22 protein-coding genes and 3 pseudogenes are annotated in these 23,967 nt (G+C 68.3%); 2 read left to right on the forward strand and 23 right to left on the reverse strand.

Features of this window, described 5'->3' with window-relative positions:
- Positions 1 to 94: 94 nt before the first annotated feature.
- Positions 95 to 691: pseudogene (locus tag ABZU99_RS03490) on the reverse strand (hypothetical protein); the annotation flags it as partial.
- 2 nt (positions 692 to 693) lie between these two features.
- On the reverse strand, positions 694 to 1,587 hold the full coding sequence (locus ABZU99_RS03495) for a helix-turn-helix domain-containing protein (protein WP_356050396.1): 894 nt from the start codon (positions 1,585 to 1,587) through the stop codon (positions 694 to 696).
- Between the two features lie 712 nt (positions 1,588 to 2,299).
- Between ABZU99_RS03495 and ABZU99_RS03500 the strand changes: the two genes are divergently transcribed.
- Positions 2,300 to 3,175, forward strand: coding sequence for a helix-turn-helix transcriptional regulator (locus ABZU99_RS03500; protein ID WP_356050395.1), 876 nt, complete (start codon positions 2,300 to 2,302; stop codon positions 3,173 to 3,175).
- A gap of 65 nt (positions 3,176 to 3,240) precedes the next feature.
- On the opposite strand, the gene ABZU99_RS03505 is transcribed toward ABZU99_RS03500, so the two are convergent.
- Genes ABZU99_RS03505 through ABZU99_RS03515 form a run of 3 tightly spaced genes read right to left on the reverse strand, consistent with a single transcriptional unit; the run spans position 3,241 to position 5,580 of the window.
- Entirely contained in the window at positions 3,241 to 3,699 is a 459-nt protein-coding gene (locus ABZU99_RS03505; RefSeq protein ID WP_356050394.1) for an NUDIX hydrolase, read from the reverse strand.
- A 2-nt stretch (positions 3,700 to 3,701) separates the two neighbouring features.
- Entirely contained in the window at positions 3,702 to 4,988 is a 1,287-nt protein-coding gene (locus ABZU99_RS03510) for an MAB_1171c family putative transporter (protein ID WP_356050393.1), read from the reverse strand.
- Positions 4,975 to 5,580 (reverse strand): hypothetical protein, encoded by a 606-nt coding sequence (locus ABZU99_RS03515; protein ID WP_356050392.1) that lies wholly within the window; start codon positions 5,578 to 5,580, stop codon positions 4,975 to 4,977. The genes ABZU99_RS03510 and ABZU99_RS03515 overlap by 14 nt, the downstream gene beginning before the upstream one ends.
- A 433-nt stretch (positions 5,581 to 6,013) precedes the next feature.
- Here ABZU99_RS03515 and ABZU99_RS03520 point away from each other — a divergent pair, with 433 nt between their 5' ends.
- On the forward strand, positions 6,014 to 6,820 hold the full coding sequence (locus ABZU99_RS03520) for a helix-turn-helix domain-containing protein (RefSeq protein WP_356050391.1): 807 nt from the start codon (positions 6,014 to 6,016) through the stop codon (positions 6,818 to 6,820).
- 239 nt (positions 6,821 to 7,059) lie between these two features.
- Here ABZU99_RS03520 and ABZU99_RS03525 read toward each other — a convergent pair.
- The 18 genes and pseudogenes from ABZU99_RS03525 to ABZU99_RS03610 all read right to left on the reverse strand — a co-directional run.
- Positions 7,060 to 7,288: pseudogene (locus ABZU99_RS03525) on the reverse strand (SIS domain-containing protein); the annotation flags it as partial.
- Between the two features lie 275 nt (positions 7,289 to 7,563).
- Positions 7,564 to 7,788, reverse strand: a pseudogene (locus tag ABZU99_RS03530) (NAD(P)H-dependent glycerol-3-phosphate dehydrogenase); the annotation flags it as partial.
- Between the two features lie 183 nt (positions 7,789 to 7,971).
- Entirely contained in the window at positions 7,972 to 9,156 is a 1,185-nt protein-coding gene (locus ABZU99_RS03535; RefSeq protein WP_356050390.1) for a hypothetical protein, read from the reverse strand.
- 80 nt (positions 9,157 to 9,236) lie between these two features.
- Positions 9,237 to 10,571 (reverse strand): hypothetical protein, encoded by a 1,335-nt coding sequence (locus ABZU99_RS03540; protein WP_356050389.1) that lies wholly within the window; start codon positions 10,569 to 10,571, stop codon positions 9,237 to 9,239.
- 170 nt (positions 10,572 to 10,741) lie between these two features.
- Entirely contained in the window at positions 10,742 to 11,149 is a 408-nt protein-coding gene (locus ABZU99_RS03545; RefSeq protein WP_356227697.1) for a hypothetical protein, read from the reverse strand.
- Positions 11,150 to 11,208: 59 nt separating this feature from the next.
- The gene (locus ABZU99_RS03550; RefSeq protein WP_356050387.1) at positions 11,209 to 12,018 is read right to left on the reverse strand and encodes an MFS transporter; all 810 of its coding nucleotides are present in this window, start codon (positions 12,016 to 12,018) and stop codon (positions 11,209 to 11,211) included.
- Entirely contained in the window at positions 12,015 to 13,223 is a 1,209-nt protein-coding gene (locus ABZU99_RS03555; protein WP_356050386.1) for an NUDIX domain-containing protein, read from the reverse strand. Before ABZU99_RS03555 ends, ABZU99_RS03550 begins: the two co-directional genes overlap by 4 nt.
- A gap of 26 nt (positions 13,224 to 13,249) precedes the next feature.
- Positions 13,250 to 13,645: an NUDIX hydrolase gene (locus ABZU99_RS03560; RefSeq protein WP_356227699.1), complete on the reverse strand. Its 396-nt coding sequence runs from the start codon at positions 13,643 to 13,645 to the stop codon at positions 13,250 to 13,252.
- Complete coding sequence (locus tag ABZU99_RS03565) at positions 13,590 to 13,976, reverse strand: hypothetical protein (RefSeq protein WP_356227701.1); 387 nt, start codon at positions 13,974 to 13,976, stop codon at positions 13,590 to 13,592. Before ABZU99_RS03565 ends, ABZU99_RS03560 begins: the two co-directional genes overlap by 56 nt.
- A 20-nt stretch (positions 13,977 to 13,996) precedes the next feature.
- Positions 13,997 to 14,122: a hypothetical protein gene (locus tag ABZU99_RS03570; protein WP_356050384.1), complete on the reverse strand. Its 126-nt coding sequence runs from the start codon at positions 14,120 to 14,122 to the stop codon at positions 13,997 to 13,999.
- 377 nt (positions 14,123 to 14,499) lie between these two features.
- A complete protein-coding gene (locus ABZU99_RS03575; protein WP_356050383.1) occupies positions 14,500 to 16,455 on the reverse strand; it encodes a methyltransferase domain-containing protein in 1,956 nt (651 codons plus the stop codon).
- Positions 16,436 to 17,500, reverse strand: a complete 1,065-nt coding sequence (locus ABZU99_RS03580) for an NUDIX domain-containing protein (protein ID WP_356050382.1) — start codon at positions 17,498 to 17,500, stop codon at positions 16,436 to 16,438. The genes ABZU99_RS03575 and ABZU99_RS03580 overlap by 20 nt, the downstream gene beginning before the upstream one ends.
- Before the next feature lie 21 nt (positions 17,501 to 17,521).
- Positions 17,522 to 19,504: an ABC transporter ATP-binding protein gene (locus ABZU99_RS03585; protein WP_356050381.1), complete on the reverse strand. Its 1,983-nt coding sequence runs from the start codon at positions 19,502 to 19,504 to the stop codon at positions 17,522 to 17,524.
- Entirely contained in the window at positions 19,501 to 19,968 is a 468-nt protein-coding gene (locus ABZU99_RS03590; protein WP_356050380.1) for an NUDIX domain-containing protein, read from the reverse strand. The genes ABZU99_RS03585 and ABZU99_RS03590 overlap by 4 nt, the downstream gene beginning before the upstream one ends.
- 387 nt (positions 19,969 to 20,355) lie before the next feature.
- Positions 20,356 to 21,192 (reverse strand): 3-deoxy-manno-octulosonate cytidylyltransferase, encoded by an 837-nt coding sequence (locus ABZU99_RS03595; RefSeq protein ID WP_356050379.1) that lies wholly within the window; start codon positions 21,190 to 21,192, stop codon positions 20,356 to 20,358.
- A 33-nt stretch (positions 21,193 to 21,225) separates the two neighbouring features.
- Positions 21,226 to 21,774 (reverse strand): NUDIX domain-containing protein, encoded by a 549-nt coding sequence (locus tag ABZU99_RS03600; protein ID WP_356050378.1) that lies wholly within the window; start codon positions 21,772 to 21,774, stop codon positions 21,226 to 21,228.
- Between the two features lie 4 nt (positions 21,775 to 21,778).
- Positions 21,779 to 22,900 (reverse strand): adenosylhomocysteinase, encoded by a 1,122-nt coding sequence (locus ABZU99_RS03605; RefSeq protein WP_356227704.1) that lies wholly within the window; start codon positions 22,898 to 22,900, stop codon positions 21,779 to 21,781.
- Between the two features lie 31 nt (positions 22,901 to 22,931).
- Positions 22,932 to 23,930: an NAD-dependent epimerase/dehydratase family protein gene (locus tag ABZU99_RS03610; RefSeq protein WP_356050320.1), complete on the reverse strand. Its 999-nt coding sequence runs from the start codon at positions 23,928 to 23,930 to the stop codon at positions 22,932 to 22,934.
- Between the last annotated feature and the right edge of the window lie 37 nt (positions 23,931 to 23,967).

Consider the following 23,967-nt stretch of genomic DNA (forward strand, 5'->3'; position numbering starts at 1 on the left):
GTGGTGGGGGGGGGGGGGGGGGGGGGGGGGGGGGGGGGGGGGGGGGGGGGGGGGGGGGGGGGGGGGCGGGGGCGGGGCCCCCCCCCCCGCCGCCGTCGGGGCCGATTCGCCGACGACGGCACGGCTCGCCGATCTGGGCGTGGCACCAATCGCAGCGGACCGCAAGGGCGTCCGGCTGGCCCTGGGCGATGGCTACCTCTCGTGCAGCCCGGGCGGGCCGGTAGGGCGCGAGGGCGGCTCGAGCCGCCGCCGGTATGCAGGAACCGACCTCCCGCAGCCGTGCCTCCAGCCGCGGATCGATCCGGCCGCTGGTGATGGCCCGGTACTGCGCGGGCTGAGCAGCACCCGAGGCCACGGCGCGCCGAGTGCCGACCAGTTCGGCGGTCCAGGCCGCCTGGTCGTCCGGGTCCACGGACGGGGTCGGGTCGGTGTGCCGGCCCAGGCGGTCGCGCCGATAGCTCTGCCACGGACGGGCGACGTCCGCGGGCAGGATCTGGTAGGGCGAGACGCGGATGTGCTGCCGGGCGGCGACGCGGGCGTCCCAGCCGTGCGGCGTGGCCATCGGCACGTCGCCGAGCAGCTCGTGCCACTGGGCGAGCTGGTCGCGGGCCTCGCCTTGGTCGGTGCGGATGGTGCGAGGGTCGAGTCGGCCGATGTAGGCCAGCAGGGCGGCGGTTTCGCGGCGATCCATGGCTACTCCGTTCCGGTCGGCTCGTCGAGGGCGGCGAGAAGGGCTGCGGTGTGGGCTTCAGCGCGGGTCATGCCGCCTGCGGGCGCGGCGCCTCCACTGCGTGGCAGGGCGTAGAGGTTCGGGCGGCCCGGAGCGTGCTCTCGGGCGACCCAGGACCGCCAGTCGGCAGCCCACGCACCCGCCGAGCGGGGCTTGAAGTCGGCGCGGTGCAAACGCCACTTCGCGTCTGCGGCAGCGAGGCCCTCCTCGCCGAGGCGGTCGAGGTGGCCCTGCTGGCGGGCCCAGGCATGGGTGGCTGGGTCGACCTGCCACTCGCTGGCCGGGGTGACGGCGGTACCACTACTGCTGTACCTACGGTTCACCTTCGGTTCACTACGGTTCTGGGGTCCCGTTTCCGGTACAGCGCTGTGCCGGTTTCCGGTACGTCGGGGTGCCGGTTTCCGCCGTGAGGTGCCGGTTTCCGGACCTGCCGGTTTCCGGCCCGTCGCGGGGGATTCCGGTACCTCACGGGGGCGGATTCCGTACCGCCGCAGGGCCGAGATCCGGAGCGTCAGGCCGACCTCGGGCTCGTCCGTCGGAGCGGCTTCGTCGCCGGCCTCCTGCTCCCCCGCAGCCTTGGCTACGGCCTTTGCGGCGAGGGGCAGGCGGTAGACCGTGCTGCGCTGCGGGCCTGTGAGGTCGTCGACCTGCTCCAGCTCGCCACTGTCGAGCAGCCGGTCGAGGGCGTCGCGCACCGTGGACCGTGAGGCGTTCGCGCGCTCCGCCAGGCTGGCCAGGGAGGCCCAGGCGATGCACTGCTCGTCGGCCACCCGGTCGGCGATCGACAGCAGGACCAGGCGCGCGGTCCCCCGGCTGGAGCTGCGCTCCCACACCCACTCGCGGGCATCGCTGCTCATCGGCCGCTCCCGCTCACCAGACGGGACCGGCGGCTCGACGAGGCCGTTGTGGTGTGCTCCGGCCCAGGGCGGGAAGGCGCCGAGGCGGAGGTGGCTGCCGCGCAGGCCAGGCGGTTTGGCCTTTCGCGCAGGGCAGGAGGCATGCAAGAATCTCCTTTGCAGTGTTGCCAGGCTGACGCGCCCGTGGAAAGGGATCAGCGTGGTGATGGTGGGCAATCTCCGCCCTTGCCGGGGCGGGTTGTGCCGTTGAGCGTTCGGCGTCCGGGAGTTCGCATCTCTCGGGCGCCGCCGCTGTATCGGGACCTATACGGTCGGGCCGGTACGCATGTCGCTCCTCAGCTTCGCGGTGCCGGGCAGGCCGCCCGGCGGACGACGAACATACGCACGCCCCTGCGTCAAGATCCAGACTTGGTTCAAGAACGCTCCACTACTCGCAGCGTGCCCGGCGCCCGGCCGCGGACCGTGCTCACGATTGAGCCGGCCATGTCGCGCCCCGTGTCTTCAGTGAGGACAGGCAGCGGTTCTGTAGAGGCATGGCGGACTCCGGGGCTACAAGTGGCGCAGGAGCGTTCTGCTCGATGCGCGCGCAGGATGATGTCGCAGAGGTAAGCTGAGAAGCTCACCCCGATCGATGAAACGAAAGTATCCTCGTTTAGTCGATCGATCAAGTGGCTACAACGCAGACCTCATCGGACCAGGAAGGATGGGTTGGATGCCGGCACGCCGGTTCGACGCCGCGCGCGTGCTGATCACCCGCCGGGATGCCCGCCTCAAACAGAGCGACGTGGCGCTCGGCATGCGAGTCAGTGCTGCTCGGGTCAGCGCCTGGGAGACGGAACGCTCGGTTCCCGACCCGGAGAAGTTGCCTCGCTTGGCCGAGCTCCTTGGGCGCGGCCTGGACGACTTGTTTCCGCGTGAGGGGCGTCCCGACCTTGCCGACCTCCGTGCCGATGCTGGCTACTCGCAGGCGGATACCAAGCATCTGACGAAGACCAGGACGGCCGGCCCGGTGGCCGCCGCAGAGAAGGGCCAGCGGCGTCTTGCCGACGAGTATCACGCACCGTTGGCCAAGGCGTACGGCGTGGGCGTGGAAGCGCTGCTCCGCGCCCAGGAGCGCTCCTTCGGTATTGACGTGCCCGAGCCCGGCGAGCAGCCGGAAACGCCGCGAGTCGCTAGCGACGGGCTGCCCGAGACTCTCGCGGAGAAGATCACCTATCTGCTGGAGCAACTGCCGTCACCGCCGTCGGACGCGGAGGTCGCGGTCCTGGGCAACAGCCGTACGGGGGCGGAGATCCTCGACGAGGGCCTGGTGCGCGATCTGCGTACCGGAGTGGTGACGGGCGCCTCGGACGAGGTGCTGCATGCGTTGGCCGAAGCGCTGGATACCACTCCGCTCATCTGGTCCGCCGACGCCGACGTGCAGCGGATCATTGCGGAAACGATGCTGCTCAGGGGGCAGGTCGCCGCACTCGCAGCACGCGGCGGCGGACAGGAAGGGCTCTCGGCAGAGCTGCTGCAGTTCATCCTCAAAGAGGTCGAGAAGGCCAAAGCGGACGTCCAGGGGAGCGGCTCCTCTGAGACCGTCTGACTGACCAGCCCTGAAACGGCGTTCCCGGCACGAAAAAGCATGATCCTCGTGCCGGGAACGCGGTCTTAGAGGCGGATGGAGACCTCCATCAGGGTCTGGCTGGCATGGGCGGTGAGGGCGGCCTGCCAGACCTTGGTCAGGTGAGGGGGGATCAGGCCCGGCTCCATGTCATCGGGGTGGCAGAACCGGTACTCGCTCAGCTCAGTCTCCTGCAGCACGATCGCGGCCCGCTCCTTCTCGCCGAGGATCCCTCCGGCGTAGACGTAGAGCACCTGGGCGCCTCGGCCGGGGACGGTGACCCAGGCGTGCACAAGCAGGCGGCCGATAGGGGGCGTGATGCCGAGTTCCTCGCGCACCTCTCGTACGGCGGCCGCGTACGGCGTCTCGTCGTGGTCAATGTCGACCGCCCCGCCGGGCAGGTTCCAGTGGTCCTTGTATGTCGGATTGACGATGAGGACGGCGCCCTCTGTGTCGAAGAACAGGGCAGCGGCGGAGGCGCTCAGGTGGGAGGAGGTGGCACTCATGGTTACATCCTGGAGGTGTGGGGGACGGGTTGCTCGGTGACGGTGCTGCCGATGAGCGGGACGGCGGCAGGGCGCGCCGAGCGGTAGACGTCGGCGACACGCACCAGCCAGGCGACCTCCGAGGCGAAGTCGCCGCCGGCGGTTTCGAACCTGACAGGCGCTCCGGCGGGGTGGCGGACGGCGCCCAGCGCCGACTTGAGCCAGTACGCTTCGGCCACGGCCGCCGCGTCTGTGCCCCGGTGCCCTTCGGCGTCGGCGAGCTCGAGGGCCCGTGAGAGTAGGTCGGCCGGCACCCGGCGCCGCAATTCGTGGGTGACATCCCGGATCTCGGTGACGTAGCGGCCGAGCCGGATCTGCTGGGTGGCATCGTGCGACAGGACGTCGCGGGCCAGGTTCACCACGGCAGCGGCCCTATGACCATCCAGCAGCAGGCTGGGCTGGTATAGGGCGATGCCGTCCACTGCGAGTACGAGGTCACGCCACAGCGGGTGCAGGCGGACCACGGTCCGCATGCACTGGATTCGCCCGATGAGCGCCCGGGCAGCAGGGGTGACGGCCCCGACCAACCACAAGAGGAAGCCGGCGTACAGCACGGCATCGGTGATCTGCTCCTGCTGAACCACGGCTGCGGTCGACGGGAGCGCCACCGCGGTGGGGATGAGGAACGCGGTACGCAGGACGGCGTACAAGATGATCACGACCATGCCGGCGGCCATCATTGCCAGCCCGGCTCGCAGCGGCCACCGGCGGGCATGCCGTGCGGCCCTGCCCCACTGGTAACCGCACACAGCTGCTGCCGCCGCGGTGTACAGGTAGAGCAGACCCATGTAGAGGACCAGGCCGGGCTCGCCGATGTGCCGGCCGACGAAGTACGGGCTGTCTGCCCCGGTCTTCGTCCGGTCCAGGGCGAGGAAGAACACGCCGGCCAAGCACAGAACGGTCGCCAGGGAAGCCCGGGCGGCGACGCGATGCGCCAGCGACGTGATCTTGATGTGGCGGGCGGTGGCGTCCTCGTCGGCGTAGACGTCCGTGACGTAGGTCAGCAGTCCGCAGATCCCGACGATCGCCAGGATGTGCTTCAGGAGGGTGGGCAGGTCGTTGATGCCGAGCGGATCGATCACCGCGCGGCCGAGGTCGGTGCGCAGCCACCATGCAGTGGCGAAGGCGGCGAAGGCACCCCACAAGGAGCGCTCGCGACGCCGGCCGCGTATAGCTGCGGGGATACGCACGATGACCTGGAGCAGGAGCAGGACGACGATGAGAGTGATGGTCGCGTCAGGTGCGGACACGGGTCTTCCGGTCGTTGCGGGGACGGGGAACTAGGAGAGGACGGGACAGGTCTTCATCGAGGTGCCGGAGCGTCGTGTCCTCGATGTAGTCGATGGCGTACGCCTCGTTGTGGAGGAGGTCGGCCAGCATCTCGGCGCGCATCTCGGTGTGGGAGTCGTACCGATGCCGGGCCATGATCCGGCCGCGCCGGGTCAGGCGGTGCAGGACGTTGGGTGGAAAGTCCGGCAGGAGTCGGGCCAGTTCCTCGTAGCTGACTTCGGTCTCGTCGTCGCACCACATGTGGGCCAGCTCGTGGAGGATGATCCGCATGCGGTGGAAGGCGGTGGTGCCCTCCACATACAAGATCATGTCGACGGGTGCGTCATCGAGGTGCAGCCATAGGCCGCACACGTCGGTGTTGGCCAGCAGGTAGTCGGGGATCGCCACTAGTTTGATCTTTCGGGCGCGCGCCGCCTCGATGCCGGTGATCAGCCCGTCCAGCGTGAACGGTCGCGGGATCGGCATCTGCTCCAGCAGCACCCGACACTCCTCGCGCACGGCACGACGCCGCTCCGCGGCCTTGGGCGGGTTCCGCCGGACACGTTCGCTCAAAGGTCGGCGCCAGCCACCGCGCAGGCTTGCCCACAACATGGCGCTGCCTGATCTGCTCAAGCCGGGCCGGCCATCGGGGCGGGTGTAGCCAATTCCGCTGCTGCCCTGGTGATCGGATTGGAGCGCGTCATGAAGATCCTTTTTACGGTTCGACGGTCTTACTGCCTGGGGAACTGAGTGCCTCGGCGGCCTCAGCGAGATTAGGCGACAGCCCGCGCGTCACAGCAACACATAGCCTGCGCTTATCCTTTTGATGAGAACTCCCAGTTCACCCTGCCCTGCAAGAACCTTCATGCTTCAAGTAGTGGACGAGGTGTTCGGGGTCAACTCCCCTAAAGGCGCGCCGAGATACCGGTGGCCGCCTGAGTGGGGTGACCGTGAATGCGACGGCAGTGTGACCTGAGCCCCACCCTCCCGTCGTTATGTGAACGTTATGAATAAGAGTGAGACGCAGTTGATTGTCACCCGCATTCTGAGGCAAGCCCGCGCGCGGCGTAACACTTCGGGCATACCGGGTTTTGTGGCGTCGTTCGGTGACCGGTCTTCTGTCGGAATCACCCAAGCCCAGACGGCGCAGCTGGCCGGCGTCAGCCGTCGTTGGTACAACGCCCTGGAATCCGGCCGGCCGGAGAACTACAGCGACAATTTTCTGCAGGCTGTCCGGCGGATCCTTGACCTGAGTACTGAGGAGTGGGACATCGTGTACCGCATCACCCGCGGTCGAGTCCCCAACTCGGCGCCCGTCAGCTCCCTCAGTGGCCTGCTGCCGGATGCGATCCGCGATGTCGTCGAGCAGAGCCCCACATGGGCGCTCTACGTCAACGACTTCCGCTGGGACGTGCTCGCCTACAACGCCAAGACCCGCGAATACTTCCCCTGGATTCGGCATGGCCTCAATGTGATGGAGTGGGCCCTCACCTGGCCCGAAGCCCGTGCCCAGCTCATCGACTGGCAGGATGAATGGGCGCTGCCGATGGTCGCCCAACTCCGTCTGCACGCCGAACAATGGCCCCACGATGCGCGACTCCAGGCAGTTGTCGGCACCGTCATGGCTGACCCAATCGCGGGCAAGCTGTGGAACGCGCCCAACCTGCCAGCCATTACGCACCCGGCATCGCACCAGCCGCGGCGACTCTACTTGCCTCGGCAGGGCGGCAAGGAGTTCGCCATACGGCTTCTACCGTTTACCCCTATGGAGTTGCCCTCCTGTCGTCTGATGGCCATCACGCCCGTGAAATAAGAGTCGGGTCTCTGATGGCGAAGCTGCGCGGTCTCGGTGTGTAATGGTTCGCGATGTGTGCGCGGGTCAGCGAGCCCGCGCGGTGTATCGGGGTTTCTGCGGGTTCTGCTGCCACTGTCATGCAGCTTGCCGCCAAGGACTTGACCGCCGGTCAATTGGCCATTTGCTCATGTCGATCTCTGATGGGCATTCATGTGCGCACCGTTGTGAGCTTTTACGGAGGTGAGCTGCCCCCGAAAGGCGTCCACGCACACGGCTTGGTCCGCGGCCTCAGCGAGCGGGTTCGGGGCGGGGCCGGTCAGGGCACACGGTGAGCCCGAGCTTCTGACGCGCCTTCGAGGCGACGAGCACGTTGGGGCTGGCGCCGGAGGCGGAGATCAGCAGCAGGACGTCGCCGAGCCGGCCGTGCACGCGGACCTGCCGGGCAAAGACCTCGTCCGTGCCGTAGTCGTTGGTGATGGCGGTCACTGGGAGGAGCCGCCGGGCAAGCCAAGGGCGCGTTCGCTGCATGAGCTGCTGGCCGCCTGACGCCGCCGGGTGATCGCCGCCACCAGCCGCTTAAGGGCCTCGGCCGCTGAGCCGCCGTTGCCTGCTGAGCATCCACGCCACGAGTGCGAGTGCGAGGGCGAGGGCACTCTGGGCACTGGACAGCGGATAGCACGGATCCGCGCAGGGGTGAGGACCTCCGTGTCGGGAGGGTGAGGGTGGTTGGCGCTGCCCCGCAACGCGGGTCTCCACGGGAGTCAGCGCTCGGGCTTGGGGGGCCGCTGCATCAGCGTGGCCGCAGCCTGGTCGAGGTTCTCGTGCAGTAGGCCGGAGATGACTTCGGTGATCGGCATCTCGACGTCGTGGGCGTGGGCAAGGGCGAGGAATGCCTCGGCGCTCTTGACGCCCTTGGTGGTCTGGCGGGTGGCGGCGGTGGCCTCTTCGACGGTCAGGTCGTGGCCGAGGTGTTCGCCGAAGGTGCGTCTTCACGTTCAGCATGTCTCATGAGACATATGGCCTTTCACCTGTTGGGTGATTGACCAGGGGTTCGTATCGTTGGTGGTCCGCGAGGTGCTCGGAGAGCGCCGGCCTTCAAGCTGGGTGCTGGCCAAGGTGCGCGGCCCGGCCCGAGGCCGCAGGATCCGCTCCCGGGGCCCGGACTCAGGCTATGCGGACCCTGTTTGTTCTCCTGGCTCGTCCCACACCCGGCTCTGGTAGGCGTGAGCTTCAGCGCACAGTTCGTCTAGATAGTGCAGCAGGGCCCTCGGGTCGGGGTTCACCAGTGCGATACGGGCGACCGTACCCACGACCGTCGCGTCATCCAGGGACGACACCCATGCCTTGATCGTTTCTCGGTTAGCGCTCACTGGCGGCATGGAGAGAATTCCGGGAAGATCACGGCGAGCTTGTGTGGCCTGAATGCTCAGGGCGCCCCGTTCTGCTGCGGGCATGGCGCCTGCCGACAGCAGCGCGCGCCGGAGATCGCTGTGTCCGGTCGTGATGTCGAGCTGGGGCGGGATCGGGGTGCTCTGGCGGGACCCGGTGATGAGGATCGGGATGGCTGTGGTCCGGATCCAGTCTTCGAGGTAGCCGAGTTCCTTTACCGCGATGTTCCACACCCCGGTATGCGGGCGCTGCAGGCAGACGGGCGGGACGATCGAGAGCTCGGTTCTGGTGTTGCGGGGACTGCTGGCCAGAATGTCTCCGGGCTGGAGACGAAGGCTATGGCCGGGCTGGGGGTTGCGCTTCAAGGGGAGAGCGACGGTGAGATCGGGGTGTTGGTGGTCGGGATAGACGGCGCCGAGGCGGGTAGCGGCGACGGCCGGGGTGCGGTGCTTGGCCAGGTTGGTGTGCTCGGCCAGGAGCCGGAGTGGGTGGTCGTCGAAGTCGCGGCGCTGAAAGGGCTGCAACGCTCGGATGCGCTCCGCGAGCACAGCGCCGACGGCAAGTGGGGCCAGTCGGCTCCGGCGTCCGTGGGCGAGCCAGGTATCGAAGCGGGCTGGCTCGGTGCAGGCGGGCATCTCAATGCTTCGCGCCTCCTGGTCAGTCAGCCGGCGCTGCAGGAGGTGCTCGACCTCGGCGTACAAGGTGTGTTCCAGGGCGGCGCGGAGCTGGGTGAGGGCGTCCGCTACAAGGCGGGACATCAACTCGGGTATCGGTGCGATAGCGGCCACCTTGATGTGGACTCGATCGCCGTCCACGACCTCCGCGAGGGTCAGCGGGTCCTGGTCGGAGTAGTCATGGACGATCCGCGTGACGTGGTCGATCAGCTGGTCCACATGGGCCAGGGTGGGCACCACATGCAGTTGGTGGTCCGGTAGCCAGCCGTAATCGGCGGCGGAAGTCCTCATGACCGGGAGCGTAGCCACAGCGCACTCGCGCTGGCCTGGCAGTTTTCCTCACGAGCGGTCGCGTGGCGCAGCAATCCAGGTCAGTCCCATATCAGATGCTCGTTGAGGAAGTGTGGCCACGGCTGCCAGCCAGCCGGGCCTCGGCGGAGAAGCCGTTTGATCCCTTCTGCCCAGGTCGGCAGGTCGGTCAGCTCCAGTAGCAACCGTTCGATCTCCCTTCTCGTCATTGTGATGCGGTGCCCGTAACCCTCGACCTCCACGATAACTTCGTTCGGGCCCATCTCAGTGCCTTCCGGCAGGACCCAGCGCGCGTCGATTCCAGCCTTGCGTACCTCTTCGACGAAGCCGTCGGAGGATGTCGTGACGGTAAAGACCAGGACATCGGCGATGAGGCCGGCGCACTCTGCTGGTTGGAGCGGATAGATGCCCCATGGCGGCAGCAACGTGTTGCGGGCAGCTTGGTCCCCGCTGCCGAAGCAGACACGCTGCCCAGTCAGCCTGGTACGGCGGATCAACGCCGCGTAGGCCGATTCGAACTGCCGGGTTGCTTCGGGCATCCCCCACCTGTTGCCCACGGCGGAAATGTCCATTGCGACCAGGCCGCGCTGCCCGGGCACCCGCATCGTCTTCAGGCCGTCCTGGTGGGCGAATGCGAAGGCATCGCGGAGGGTGTCCAAGTGAGCCTTGTAGGGAATGCCGGTGGCAAAGAGGTGGGCCTTCTCGTGCCCGGACAGAGGCCCATTCGTGTGGAGGGCATCAGCCGCCATCCGCGTGCGGATGAGCTGCGCGCTCTCCCGCCGACGCGGGTTCGTCTTGAGTTCGTGCAGCAAGATCTCCTGCTCGCCGTCTTCCCGGGGGTTGTCGAACACGGTCACGTCGCCGATGCGCAGGCAGTTGGTGAGATCGTGGAGCATCGCGAAACGGCGGTGCTCGCTCCACTGCTCCTGCGCGAACTGAATCTCGTGGACCGTTCCCTCCTTGCTGAGGGTCATCGGGCCCGGCGACTCGTTGCGGCGCAGCGCGAGAATGTAGCGGCGGTCGTAGCCAAACGCGCGCCAGGCCATGGCGTCGCCGATTGACCGCAGCTGCCGGCCGACGCGCTCAAGGACATCTGACTCCAGGCGCCAATCCTCGATGTCGTACGGATCACCGACGGCGAGCTCGGGAGCATCGGCCGGAAGCCGGGCGCCTCTCCTCAGCCGCTTGATCACCCGGGACCGCTCCCCCCGTGCCTCACTGGCTGCGAGAGTGGCAACGAGCAGTCGCTCCTGGAAGGCCACGAAGTCCTCCGGGCCATGGCACTGACGCAAGTCGCTGATAAGGCTGACCAGCCGCTCACCAGTCTCCCGGTGAAACGGATGCTTCACCAGCGCGTCCAGCCGGTCGGGCGGCATATCGGTCAACATCACAGGCATGGTCCTATTTTGTAGCTCGGATTCTGCCACGGTTCCAGGGTCGACGAGGCCCTCGACGGCGCTCGCCAGTGGCGGACGAATGCGCAGGTCAGGGGCGGTAGGAGCGTCCTGCAGCGACTCCGTCGGCACTGCACAGGAATGAGAGGCCACGGTGACCCTCGCTCAGGTGCTCAGGCTGCGGTCTCAAAGGACCACGGGCGAACGCAGGTGTAACCAGGAGGAAGGTCGCAGCCCCTCAGTTCCCTATACCTCGCGTTGGCCTCCTCGCTGGCTTGCTGACCAGCGGGGAGCCTCCGCAGGAAGGGGTCACGGTCAGGGTCAAGGAAGGACCGACGAGGCTCGTCCGTGGCGTGACGGCCGGAGACCGGCTCCCAATCCCCGATGCCCTCGGCGTCGTACCTCTCGCCGGCCTGCCTCTCGTGGCGATGGGCGACCACAATCAGGCCCAGGCCCACGGCTAGAGTCACGCCCAGGGCGACGCGGATCTTCGGCTTGTGCTTCTCGTACCAGGTCTTCGTCTTCTCGGCGAAGGAGGTGGGCTCGCCGTCCTCGGGCGGAGTGGAGTCATTCACCTGCACAGACTTACCGGACCCACTCCTCAACTGTCAGGTAATCGGCCGACATCACCCAACCAAGTTCAGTCGCGCTCAATCACGTAGCCGAATGTCTGCGGGGGCCAGTGGAGTTCGCGGACGAGGTAGACGATCCAGATCGCGTTGGTGCCGGCGAGGACGGTAGAGGTGATCGCGTTCGTGGTGACGAGTGGACCGATCACCGGGTGTTTCCAGGTGTAGGCGAGCCCTTCGCGGATCTCTCGAAGCAGGGAGCGTTCGGCCGTTCTCGGCTGTGGTGGTGGTTCGGGGGTGCGGATACGGAGGGCGCACCAGGCGCTGACGAGGTAGGAGACGGCGTCGAGGGTGACCGCGCGGGCTGCGCCGACGAGGCCGATCAGCACGCCGCCGAGGGCCGGGCCGCCGATGTCCGCCAGGGTGTTGGCGCTGGCCAGCTTCGAGTTGGCCTGGAGCAGCTGGTCGGAAGGCACCAGATGCGGGATGTACGACAGGCTCGCCGCCATGCCGACGACCTGGCAGGAGCCGATGGTGAAGGCCACCAGCCACAACTGCGGGAGTGTGAGTCGGCCGAGGGACGCTGCGAGCGGGATGGTGGCCATCGCGATGGCGCAGCCGAGGTTCGTGGCGATCATCAGCGGCCGTTTCCGGAGCCGGTCGGCCCAGGCGCCGGCGGGGAGCGAGAACAGCAGCGGCGGGGTCTTCTGCGCGGCGGCGAGGACCGCGGCCTGCCAGGCGCTCGCGTGCAGGGCGACGACCGCTACCAGGGGGATGGCGACGGAGCTGAGCGAGGAGCCCAGGACGTCGATGGCCTGCCCGGTCCAATAGAGGCGGAAGTCGCGGTGCCGCCACAGGGTCGTACGCGGGGGCGAGTTCATCCACCTGCGCTTTCTGGAGCGGATGACGGTGCCGTTCGGCTGTCGTAGGGAGTGAAGTGGGCCGGGGGGTGGTCGATGGGCAGGTCGGGGCGCCAGGCGGTGAGGATCTGTGCGCTGCACTCGAAGAGACCGTCGGGCAGCTCGTCGAGCGGCCACCAGGCCCAGTCGCCGACGCTCTCGTCTGGCTGGGTGGTGGGTTCGCCCTGCCAGATGGTGACGAGGGCGCCTACGGTGACGCGTACGACGTCGCCGACGTGATCGACGAGGGTGCCCAGGAGGGTGACGTCTTCGGGGCGCGCGGACAGGCCGGTCTCCTCGGCCAGCTCGCGCACGACCGTCTTCTCCAGGGGTTCGCCGATCTCAAGAGATCCGCCGGGGAGTTCGAGAGTGCCGCGGCGGTGGCGGCCCAGGAGTAGACCGCGGTCGCCGAGGACGATGGCGCCCACGCCGATCGCGGCGTGCGGGACGGGCGGGCGTCGGCTGCGGGGGCGGCTGGTGATCCGCGCAGGTAGGACGGTCCTGCGCCGGGCCTGGATGAGCTGGCAGGTGACGGGGTTGTCCGGGGCGGGTGCGTGGAGCTGGGTGATGGCCTCGACCGTGAATCCGTAGTCCGTCAGGAGGTCTTCCCACACCTGGGCGGTGAGCACCCAGGTCTGCAGCGGCAGCGGGTCCATGCCCTTGAGCGCGACCGTCTCCGCGCGTGGAGCCACGGTGTCGGAGGGGCCATGGCCGTGCCAGTTGGTGTGCAGAACGGAGAAGACGAGCGGGGCTCCGGGGAGTAGTCCGTCGCGCAGCGCGGGCAGTGAGATGTGGGGGTCGATTCCGGCGAGTGTGCAGATGCCGTACGCCGCGTCGTACGGCTGAGCCTGCTGAAGGTGCTCGATCACGTCCGCGTGCAGGAACCGGACGCCGGGTACGTCGCCGAAGTGCCCAGTGGCGCGTCGGTGTTGGGTGGGCGAGAGTTCGACCGCGTCGACGAGTGCGCCGTGGGCTTGTGCGAGGTGGACGGCGTAGTGGCCTGCGCCGGAGCCGATGTCCAGGACCCGCTTTCCGGCCAGGGGGCCGAGGACGTCGTCGCCGGGGCCGACACCGTCCCAGAAGCCCCATCGCAGCTGTTCAGGTGCGGGCGGCATGTAGGACCGGTCGAGCTGAAACTGACCATAGGCAGTCCAGGTCTCGGGGTTGGGGGACGCCTCGACGGACATGAGAACTCCAAAGGGGAGGGCCGGGGTTAGGTGTGATCGGTGACGAGGTACTGCGGGCCGCGGCCGGTGCGGGCCCGTTCGATGGCCTCCAGGCGGGCGAACGCTCCCTCGGCCAGCAGAGGTCGCCACTCGTCGAGGCCGTGGATCGCCCACATGTCGTGCTCTGCCGGGTCGACGCGAATCTGCCGCAGCTGTTCAGGGCTGAGGCTGCCGCCGTCGAAGATGAAGCCGATCTTGCCCATGGGCCAGCGGGGCCCGGGGTGCAGGTAGTGCGTGAGCAGCAGGCGGGGTTGGCCCTGGCCGAGCTCGAGTCCGGTTTCCTCGGCCGTTTCGCGGCGCGCGGTCTGCAGGGGATCCTCGCCGGCGTCACTGTTCCCGCCTGGAAACTGCCAGGGTCGACCGCCGTACACCGAACGCAGCATGACGGGCCGATCGCGGTCGTCGCGTACGTAGAAGCAGCTGTACACCGTGTGGTGCTTGAACGGTCTGTACGTATGCCTCGGGGGACACGGGCATCGGCTGCCCCGCGAGTGCCGGCCGGTGGTCGAACTCGATCGCGAGCGGTCCAAGGGCCTCCTTCTCTGGTGGGTAGATGCGGCGCAGGTTGGCGAGCTGCTCGGCCTCTGTGGCGTCAGGGTCGATGCGGGAGGTGTCCTCCGCGGCGAGCAGCTCGGCGAACGAGGCGTGCGGCGTGATCCGCGCGACCCTTACGTCGAGTTCGCGGCCGGAGTCCTCGCCGTGGAATACGAGCACGTCGCCGACCGCGACGTCCGTCAACCGGGGTGTGCGCGCACCCGGACTTCGATGGTCTTGCGGCCGGATTCCACCTGGGCGTAGTAGCGCTCGTACAGGCCCAGCCCGTGCTGTGGCTCGACCTGGTCGGGTGCCGGTTCAGTCATGGGCGCTCACCTTCTCTGGCTGCGCGGCCGGGGCGTCGGCGGTGTCGGAGCGCCACGTCCACACGAGCCGGTTGTGGGTCTTGTCCAGCACGTGGCCTGCGGGTAGTTCGGTGTCAGGGGTTCCGGCGGGATGAACCTCCAACTGGGGGTAGCCGTGGGCTCGTTCGTGGACGTCCCAGCGACGCACGGCGAAGGTGAGCTGTTCGGCCAGAGCAGGCCCGGATGGCCCGAAGCCGTGAGCCAGAAACTCCGAGCAGCGCTGTTCGGCCGTGGGGCCGTCCTGGACCAGGACGTGGGTCAGGTAGGCGAGGGAGCCGGCCGCTGTGATCGCGGCGGCGTCCGAGCCTTTCGGCAGCGCGGTGATGCCACTGCTCTGATCACGGTTGCGGGCGAGGCGGCAGAAGCCGGGCAGCGTGGTGGCGGAGGAAGAGCTGCAGGGTCTCGAACGACTCGTTGCCTGCCACGGTCACGCCGGTGGCCACTTCGTGGCGAGGGCCAGCGAGGGCATCGTCCAGACCGGTGGTCTCGGCGGGGACGCCGTCGGGGAAACGGAGCTGCAGTTCGCCGTCGGCGAGGTCGACGGCAGGGACGGCGCGGGCCGCGGGCCCGCGGTCGCGGATGAACCCACAGAACGTGAAGTCCGTAGCACGCAGCACCGGGCCGTGCTTTTGAAAGGCGATGGCGCGGGTGTAGTCATGGACTTCCAGTGGGAGGACGAGATAGCGGCCGTCGGCGAGCTGGTCACGCCAAGCGGGAGCGATATCCCAGCAGTTGTAAGTAATCACCGCAGCATCGAAACCCCCGCGGGGCATGTGCTCGACGGCGCCGTCGCTGGCAGAGCCGAGCACCGCCGTGACGCGACCGCTGCCGGCCTCGGCGGTCAGCCGCCGCGTGCGGCGCACGACATACGGCGCGAGGTCGACGGTGATCACGCGGCCGGTCGGCCCGACGACGTGTGCGATCAGTTCGGCGTTGTAGCCGCCCGAGCCTCCCTCGAATACCGTCATCCCCTCGGCCAGATGCAGGTGCTCGGCCATGTCGGCCTGGAGCCAGGCCGCAGACACGGAACTGGTCGCCTGAGCAAGGTCGTTGTGCTCGGTGGCCACGGCCAGGTTGCTGTGGTACGCGGTCCGCAGAGGGCTCTCGGGGGTGAAGCGGTGCCGCGGGACCGAGCGGAGCGCTTGCTGGATCGGCGGGGAGGGGGCCCAGCCGCCGGCAATGACGCGGTCAGCCATCTGCTCGCGTCGCTCGATCGCCTCTGGCGGCTCGCCGGGCACCGGCGGGCAGCTGTTGTCGACCGGATAGGCGTGCGCGGACGGCACGTACGGAAGGACTCCCGGCCAGACCAGGTCCAGCGCCCGCGCTGAGGTGGCTGGCAGCCGGTCCAGACGGTGCAGGGTGTGCAGCGGTCGCCAGTCCACGTGCCCGAACCGGTTCGGCTTCAGCGGCTGGGCCTGCCCGGTGTGAGACGTGACGCGGACCACCACGCTCGTACGCAAGAGGCCGTCCGGGGCATCGAGTTGCAGTCCGAGGACGTGCGCGTCGGCGGGATCGGCCATCACGCCGGTCTGCTCGGCCAGGGCGCGCACCGCAGTCTGCTCGAATCCCTCCCCGGGCTCGGCCATGGCGCTGGGCAGCTCCCACTCCTGTTGTTGCGAGCGCCCCAGCAGAACGCGCCCCAGGGCGTCGGTGCCCACGACGTGCACCTCGGTCACTGAACTCGACTTCGGGAGAGTGGGGTTCGTGATCTGCACGGCGGGCTTCTTCAGCCCGCGCAGGACCAGGACGGCCATCCCGCTCGCGTCGAAGCGCTGTGCCTGCTCCCACATGCTCATCAGGTGCGCGACCTCGTCCTCGTCGAGGGCGATGCCCCGGCGCTCGGCGGGGGTGGTCGCGGCGAGCGGTGTGATGACGACGAGGGCACCGTGCTTGCGTAGCCGCCGGCCCAGCGTGCGGGTCAGGCGCGTGCGGTCGCGCAGGAACGCGAACACCATCCGCAGGACGATCAGGTCGTAGCCGTCTGCGTGCAGTTTCGAGAGGTTGGCGCGCTCGATGTCCAGGTGCAGCCAGCGAACGGCTCCGTGCGAGGGGTCTTCGGGGTGCGCGTCGGTGCTGGGGAAGGCGGCGTCGGCCCAGTCCACGGCGTCGACGGCGTAGCCCATGGAGGCCAGGTGCAGGGCGAGTTCGCCGGTCCCGCACCCCACGTCGAGTGCTCGGCCTCCATCGGAAGCGGGCACGTGCTGGGCGAGCAACGTGCGCTCGTCCTTGTCGAGAGGCCGGTAGCGGCGTCCCTCGGCATAACCGCTGTTCCATTCATCCTGCGAGGTGAACAACGAGTGGCACATCCTTACTTTGAGGGGTGGCTGGAGAGGCGTCGGCCAGAACCAGCAGGGTCGGAACGGCGGGGCCGTTGAGGGATGGGTCAGCTCCACCCCATCGCCGTGTACGGCTCGTCGCGGGCGATAGCTCGTAGCGCGACGCGGGTGTACTCCACGAGGGACTCGGGCAGGGCGTCGAGCGGCCACCACCGCCACTGGGTGCACCGCTCGGGGTTGAGCACGCGCGGCTCGCCGCTCCAACGGGAGGCGGTGAAGAACAGCTGGATACGCGACGTGGAGCTGCCGGGATCGAGGAGATCCAGGTGTGGGCCAGGCGGAGATCTTCAGCGACCATCGTGAGCCCGGCCTCCTCGGCCGTTTCGCGGACCATGCAGGCCAGGGCAGACTCGCCGGCCTCTCGGTGTCCGGCCGGCAGATGCCAGGCGCCGGGAGCGAAGGCGCTGTCGGGGTGGCGTTGGCCGAGCAGCACCGCGTTGTCGCGTACAAGGACGAGATGCGCTCCGACGATGCTGCGATCTCGGTGCTCGTCCGGCTCCGTCACCTTCACGATCGCGGGCATGCCCGAGCCGTCGAGGAGGGGCTGTGGAAGGCGTCGATGTTCGTCGAGGGTCGCCATGGTGGCGGGGTCCATCGTCATCGCGGCCGTCTCGTCGATGCGCGTCCACCGCAGCTGGATGCCTTCGCGTAGTTCGATCTCGTGGACGGCCCGGTTGAGCGTGCCGAGGTAGACATGCACGCGGTTGGTCAGGACACCGTTGGCATCGACGGTGTCCCGGGTCCGGAACGGGACGAGGTCCTCTACGACAAGACCGATCTCCTCCTGTAGTTCACGCCTGATGCAATCGTCGTTGCTCTCTCCAGCGTCGAGGCGGCCTCCGAGCAGACACCAGTGGCCGGCGCGCCAGATTGGCTTGTTAGCCGCGCGCAGGTGCAGCAGGTACTCACCGCTGTCGTTGACGAGCAGCGCGGCGGTGCCACTTCCACGGAGTAGTTCCGCGTGGCCGGGGCTGTGCACGGTGTCGGTGGACTGAAAGGACACGATGCTCCTTCGGAGGGCTGGTCAGGCGGACTCGGAGGCGGCCGTGGGCCGGGCGGGGCGGGGCAGGACGGGGGCGTACTGGGCGGCCTGGGCGCGGAACATGGATGCGTATTGCTTGTTCGCTTCGATCAGCTCGTCATGGGTGCCGTGCTCGGCGACGTGCCCGTTGTTCAGGACGTAGATCTGATCGGCCCACCGCACGCCGGACATGCGGTGTGTCACCAGCACCACGGCCCGGTGGGGCGCGGCCAGCTCTCGGATGCGGTCGAAGGTACGGATCTCGGCCTCGGGGTCCAGGGCGGAGGTGGGCTCATCGACGATGAGGAGGCTGTCCGCGGTGGAGGTCTCAGTGCGCCAATGCGACCGCGCCAGACCGACCTTCTGCCACTCTCCGCCGGATAGTTCGGTCGCACCTCGGAACATGCGGGCCAGCAGCGTGTTGAGCCCCTCCGGGAGTTTGTCGAGCACCGACGCTGCACCCGCGAAGCGCACCGATGGATTCAACTCCTCATCGGTGGAGGGGCGGTGGGGACGGCCGATCCGAATGTTCATCGAGGCGGTCATCGGCCACCGCTGGAAGTCCTGTGTAAGTTGCCCAACCCGCTCGAAGAGCTTGAAGCGGTTGAGCTGGGTGACCGGGGATCCGCCCCAGGAGACCGAGCCGGTGGTCGGGACCAGGAGGCCGCTAATGATCTTCACTAGCGTGGACTTGCCCGCGCCGTTGTCGCCGACCACGGCAGTCACGCTGCCCATGGGAAGGGTCAACGACACCTTTTCCAGGGCCGGTTCATCCCGGTCGGGATAGCGGTAGCCGACCTGCTCCAGCACGATCGCGTCGACCCGCTCCGGCAGGTCATCCCCGCTGTCCGGAATGGTGCGCCGGGCTGCCTCGACGAGGAAGCGCTCGTGATCCTGCACGTACAACGACTCCTCGTGCAGGTCGTTGACGTTCATCACGAGGGCGCCGAGGCTGGCCGAGCCGGAGCGGATGGCGAACACCGCCGTGCCGGCGACGGCCAGGCTCATCTGCCCGCCCGTGACCAGCCAAAACATCACCGCATAGGTCGCCGCCGTCGCGATGCCAGACATCGCCTGCGCCAGCAGCTCGGTCGCCGCCTTCCCGTTGGCCAGCCGCTGCTGTTCTTCCTCCGCGTTCTCGGCCATGTCCCGGTAGCGCGCCAGCAGATAAGGGCCCACACCGTGCAGACGCACTTCCTGGGCGGCGCTGCGCTCGGTCAGCAGGTTGCCGATGAGACGACTGGCCCGCAGGTGCTCGACCCAGTTCAGCACCGACACGTAGCGCCGCTGCGCCACCCTCATGGCGCCCCAGCCGCGTGGGGCCACGATCAGCAGCAGCATCGGGATGAGAGCCCAGTGCAGCACGAGGAGGATGCCGGCCGTGGAGATGAGCCCGATCATGCTGTTCAGGCCGGCGACGCAGGTGGAGATCATGCGGCGCGCGTACGTGGGGCCGTAGTAGGCCACGTCGAGCAGCCGGCGAAAGGCCGGGTCCTCGATCGCCTCCAGTTCGACGGCCTGCGCCGCGTCCAGGTACTCCGTCGTGGCGATCCGCTCGACGAGTGGTTCCAGACGGCCGGCGCGCGATGTTGACCAACTGGCCAGACCTGAATTGACCACGGCCGCGCCTGCCCCGACGAGCATCGCCGGCAGCGCCGCGTTGAGGCGTTCCGCCGGGCTGCCCGCGCCGAGCAGTGCATGCATCACTGCGTTGAGGACGAGGAGGTTCACCGCGGCGACGATGCCCTGGCCGATCTCGCAGGCGCCGACGCTCAGCAGAGCGCCCCGGTCGGCCCGCCAGGCTCGCCGCAGTGTGCCCCACACCTGCCGGGGCATGGAACGAAGTGCGCTCCATAGCGTCAACTCGAGCCGAGCGTGCTCGTGTTCGGTCCACCCCATGTCATAGCGAAGCGGTCCTCCGAACAGCTCCTGTTCGGAACGGGAGACCTTGGGCTCCTCCACTCGGGGACGGCGCAGAATCCTCATGCGGCGTCACCCGCAGTGGTGGGGGCGGCTTTGATAACGGCATACAGGGTCCCTTCGACGAAGTGGCGGAGCACGCCCTGGGTGTAGGGGTGACAGTCCTGGGGCGGGTCGCCGGGTTCGGCCCACAGGAGCTCCGAGTGCTTGTGGGGCTCGCAATTCGTCGGGGTTCCTTCCCAGGAGCGCGTTACCCAGGCCGTCCCGAGCCGCCGAGAACCGTCTGCCGCGACGAACTGGAATAGCCCGCAGAACTCGGCGTCGTGGGGGCTGATCCGGATCCCCAGCTCCTCCTCGGCCTCCCGGATCGCCCCTTTCAGGGGGGACTCGCCCTCCTCCAAATGACCTCCCACCACTGTGAGTTGTCCGGGCGCGTACTGATCTTGTGCACGCCGTAGAAGCGGCATCCGTCCGTCCTGGCGGTACGGGAGCATGAGAACGTCGACGATGCTGGTGTAGCGGTCCCTCACGCGAACGCCTCCTCGGATGCTGCTCCGAGGGGCTCCGTAGCGCCGACGGGCGCACAGGGATGAGGGGGACAGGCTCCAGGCGGAGGTCCGAGGCGCACGGGCACATGGAATTCGAGCGTGGTGTGCGCGCCAATGGCGATCATCTGGCGGGGCATACGGCCTCCTCGGTGTGCGTTCTCTCGGACAGGTGCTCGGAATAACGGCCTGCTGGGCCAGTCGTTCGGGGCACAGAAGGGGTATTTCTTGGAACGCATGTGCTGTTCTGGGGGTTTGGGCAGGTGCCTCCCGCGTCCTCCGGGAGGCGGGCCTCAAGTTCGTCACGCGTGTGGGGGGCGACGCGGCTTCGCCGCCGTGTCGGAGGTTGCGGCGGTTTGAGGTGATGGGCAGTCAGGCGGGTCGCGAGGGCGCTGCGGCCGTGGCGAGCCGAGGTGACGTAGGTGACCGAAATCGTGGGTGTGCTGCGGTGCGGCGGGCGAGCATCGCGGCGGCGCGTGCAAGATCCTCCGGGGTGTCGACCGCGATGCCGCTGTCGGACACGGGCAGCATCTGCACTCGGTGGCCGTGCTCGATGAACCGCAGCATCTCGATGCCCTCGGCCTGTTCGAGAGGGCCCTGCGGGAGCTGCCGGAAGCGTTCGAGAGCCTCGCGTGTGAAGCCGTAAAGGCCGAGCTGTCGCAGGAAGGAAGGCCGGCTGCTGCGGGGGTAAGGGATGGGCTGCCGCGAAAACATCAGCGCCTGGCTGTCGGTTCCGACGACAACCTTGACGACGTTGTGGTCGAGTACGGCCGCGGTGTCGCTCAGCTCGGCGTACGCGTTAACGGCCAGGGCTTTGCCGTCCAGGTTGGCGAGCGCGTCGGATAAAGCATCGATGGCTGACGGCTCAATGAAGGGCTCGTCGCCCTGGACGTTGATGTACGCGTCCGCGCGGAGACGCTCGGCGCACTCTGCGACGCGGTCGGTTCCGGTGGCGTGCTCGCCGGTCCGTACGCAGTCGATGCCCAGCTCGTGGCACGCTGCCTCGATGCGCTCGTCGTCCGTCGCCACTACGGCGCTGTCCAGAGACGTGGCTTCCAGACAGCGCTGGTGAACGTGCCAGAGCAGCGGCTTGTCGCCCAGACGGGCCAGGGTTTTGCCGGGGAAACGCGAAGCCCCCCACCGGCAGGGGATGACGGCTATCTGCCGGCGTCCAGGTGTTTTCGGTGGTGAGGATGTGGTGGCGGCCACGGGATCTCCTAGCGGTCGGCTGGGTGTCGGAAGTCAGAGAAGGGCGAGTTTGGCGCGGACCGTGGGCGCGGCGGCCTCGGTGAAGGGACGCCACTCGTAGCCGCCCACTTCCGCGGCCTGCAATGTCACTTCGTGCTCCGAACGGAGGCGGAAGATCCAGCGGAAATCGATGTGCTGGTGATCGGGCTCGCCTTTGGAGGGGTTTGCGTCGATCGCGTGCACGTCGATGTCGAAAGGGATGTCTGCGAATCCGGGAAGAGCGACAACGGCGCTTGGCGGTATGCCTGCTTCTTCGTGGAGTTCACGCAGTGCCGCAGTGGGGAGGTCGGGGTCCTCTGCCTCGTTGTGGCCCCCGGGCGCGAGAACCTTTCCGGAAGCCTTGTGGTGGATATGGAGGATCCTCTGGTCGCGGTCGAGGAGGATGGCGCTGCAGGTCACGTGGGCCGGGAACGTCTTGCGGCTCGTGGGGTCGTCGCCGCCGGCGAGTGCGGTGAAAAGCGGCGCCAGCCCGTCGCGTTCGTGCGGGTAACGGGAGAGGTACGTCTCGGTGACGGCGCGGATGTGCTGTGCGGAAGGGGGCACGGAATCACCTTTCGAAGTGGTCGAGCCAGGTCCTGGCGATGGCGTGACGGTCGGATGCCGCCATCTCGTGCATGCCGGGCTCGAAGTGGTCGCGGCTAAGAGCTGCTGTGGCGGCGAGTATTTCGGCCTGGACGAGATGGATGTACGAGCCGACAGCGGCGCCGTGCACGAAGTTGACCGCGCCGCCGTCGGCGAGCACGAAGAAGTAGTGGCCGGTGATTTCGTACCGAGTCAACTCCGCGCTGATAGACGTGCGTTGGTAGAAGCTGTGGAGGCTTCCAAGCTCAAGTTCGTCCTCCGAGGAGGTGACCGACCCGAGATACGCACCGTTGCGCAAGGCAGCGAAGTCGCTCTGCTGCAGGGCGAGGTTGCCGGTCGCACACAAGACGAGTTCCGCCTCGCGGACCGCGTCCGCGGCGGACGCGCAGGTACGGAAGCCCAGCGAGTGCGCCTGCACCTGCCTGACCGGGTCCTTGTCGTACAAGGTGACGCGCAGGTCCAGCGCCCGCAGCGTCTGAGCGATAGCGCGCCCGACTTTCCCGAAGCCGATGACGCAGGCGTTGCGGCCGGTCAGAATATCTCCGCGCCCGCGCACAAGAGCCTCGGTGGAGAAGACGATCGAGCGACCCACGAGGTGGTCCTCGCAGTCCTTGAGCGGGGAGCGGGCCACGGAGACGACCGGGCACGGCAGGGAGTCGAGCGCCGCGTATCGCTGGTGTCCGTTCTCGGTGTCCTCGACGACGCCGAGGATGCGGCCGGAGAACTTGCTCACGAGGGTGTCGAGGCTTGCCGCGAAGTAGCCGCCGATGTCCACCAGGACGACGTCCCGGCCGCCGGCCGTGTCCTCCAGGTAGTCCAGAGCCTGGGTCTCGTCGGTGAACCGTTCTCGGGTGAGGTCGTGGACTGGGAGGGTGCGGCGGACGTCGTCGAGGGTCGGCTGGTGGATCGACCGGGGCTTGGGGAGTACGGCGCCGACCGTGGACACCTCGGTCATGGCGCGCAGGAACGCCGGCCGCTCGGGGAGCAGATGCGTGATGACCAGCGTCGTGATCGCCTCGCCCGCGGGGAATTGCGCGGTGATCTGCCGGAAGAAGGAGTCCAGCCGGGCTCGCTCGGGACTTTCCATTGCGTCTCCTCTCGGGCTCCGGGTCGCGGAACTATGCGGCTCGGCTGTAGTTGGGGACCTGTGCGGCCAGAGCCTGCATGTGAGCGCGCAGCCCGTTGTGGAGGTCGACTCGCGGCTGCCAGCCGAGGATCTCTCGGGCACGGCTGGGGTCGGCGCGAGTGAGGAGGACGTCACCGCTGCGCGCGTGGTTCTGCTCGATCTGGATGTCGCGGCCGATGAGGCTGGTCGCGATGTTGATCACTTCCAGCAGCGACGCGTTCGACCCGCCGCCCACGTTGATCGCGCCCTGCGCGGTCGGCACGACGGCGGCGGCGATCGTGGCGGCGACTACGTCGTCGATGTAGGTGAAGTCGCGTCGCTGGTGGCCGTCTCCGTACAGGCGCAGCGGCTGTCCGGTCAGAGCTGCCTGCAGGGCGCGGTGGGTGAACATGTCCGCGCGCTGGCGGGGGCCGTAGACGGTGAAGTACCGCAGGGCGACGACGATGGGACCGTTGGGGCGCGTGGCGTAGGCGAGGCAGAGCTGTTCCTCGGCCAGTTTGGTCACCGCGTACGGGGACGCCGGTTGCGGGCGGTCGGCTTCGACGCTCGCGCCGCCGTCGGTCGGCCCGTAGACGCTGGAGGAGGAGGCGACGATCAGCCGCGGAACGCCGATGCGCGTGCAGGCTTCCAGGACCCGGTGGGTGGCCAGCACGTTGGACGCGAGGTAGTCGCCGAACTGCGGACCCCAGGAAGGCCGTACGCCGGGAATTCCGGCGAGGTGGAAGACCGCGTCCGCGTCGATCAGGAGAGGGTCGATCGCGCAGTGGAGGAGGTCGGCAGTGACGTGGTGGTAACCCGGGAGGCCCCACAGGGCGGCGAGGTTGGCGCCGGCCGTGTGGTCGGTGGACGGGTCGCGGCGGTCGACGCCGATCACGGTGGTGCCGGCCTGGACGAGGGCGTGGGCGAGGTGGGAACCGATGAATCCGGCGGAGCCGGTCACCACGGCTCGGCGGGGGGCAGCGGCGGTCGGGTGCTGCTCGTGCTGCGGCACGGGAATCTCCAGAGAGGTGTGGTCGAAGGGGGGAAGG

This window comes from Streptomyces sp. NPDC005266, assembly GCF_040607655.1.
Classification (GTDB): Bacteria; Actinomycetota; Actinomycetes; order Streptomycetales; family Streptomycetaceae; genus Streptomyces.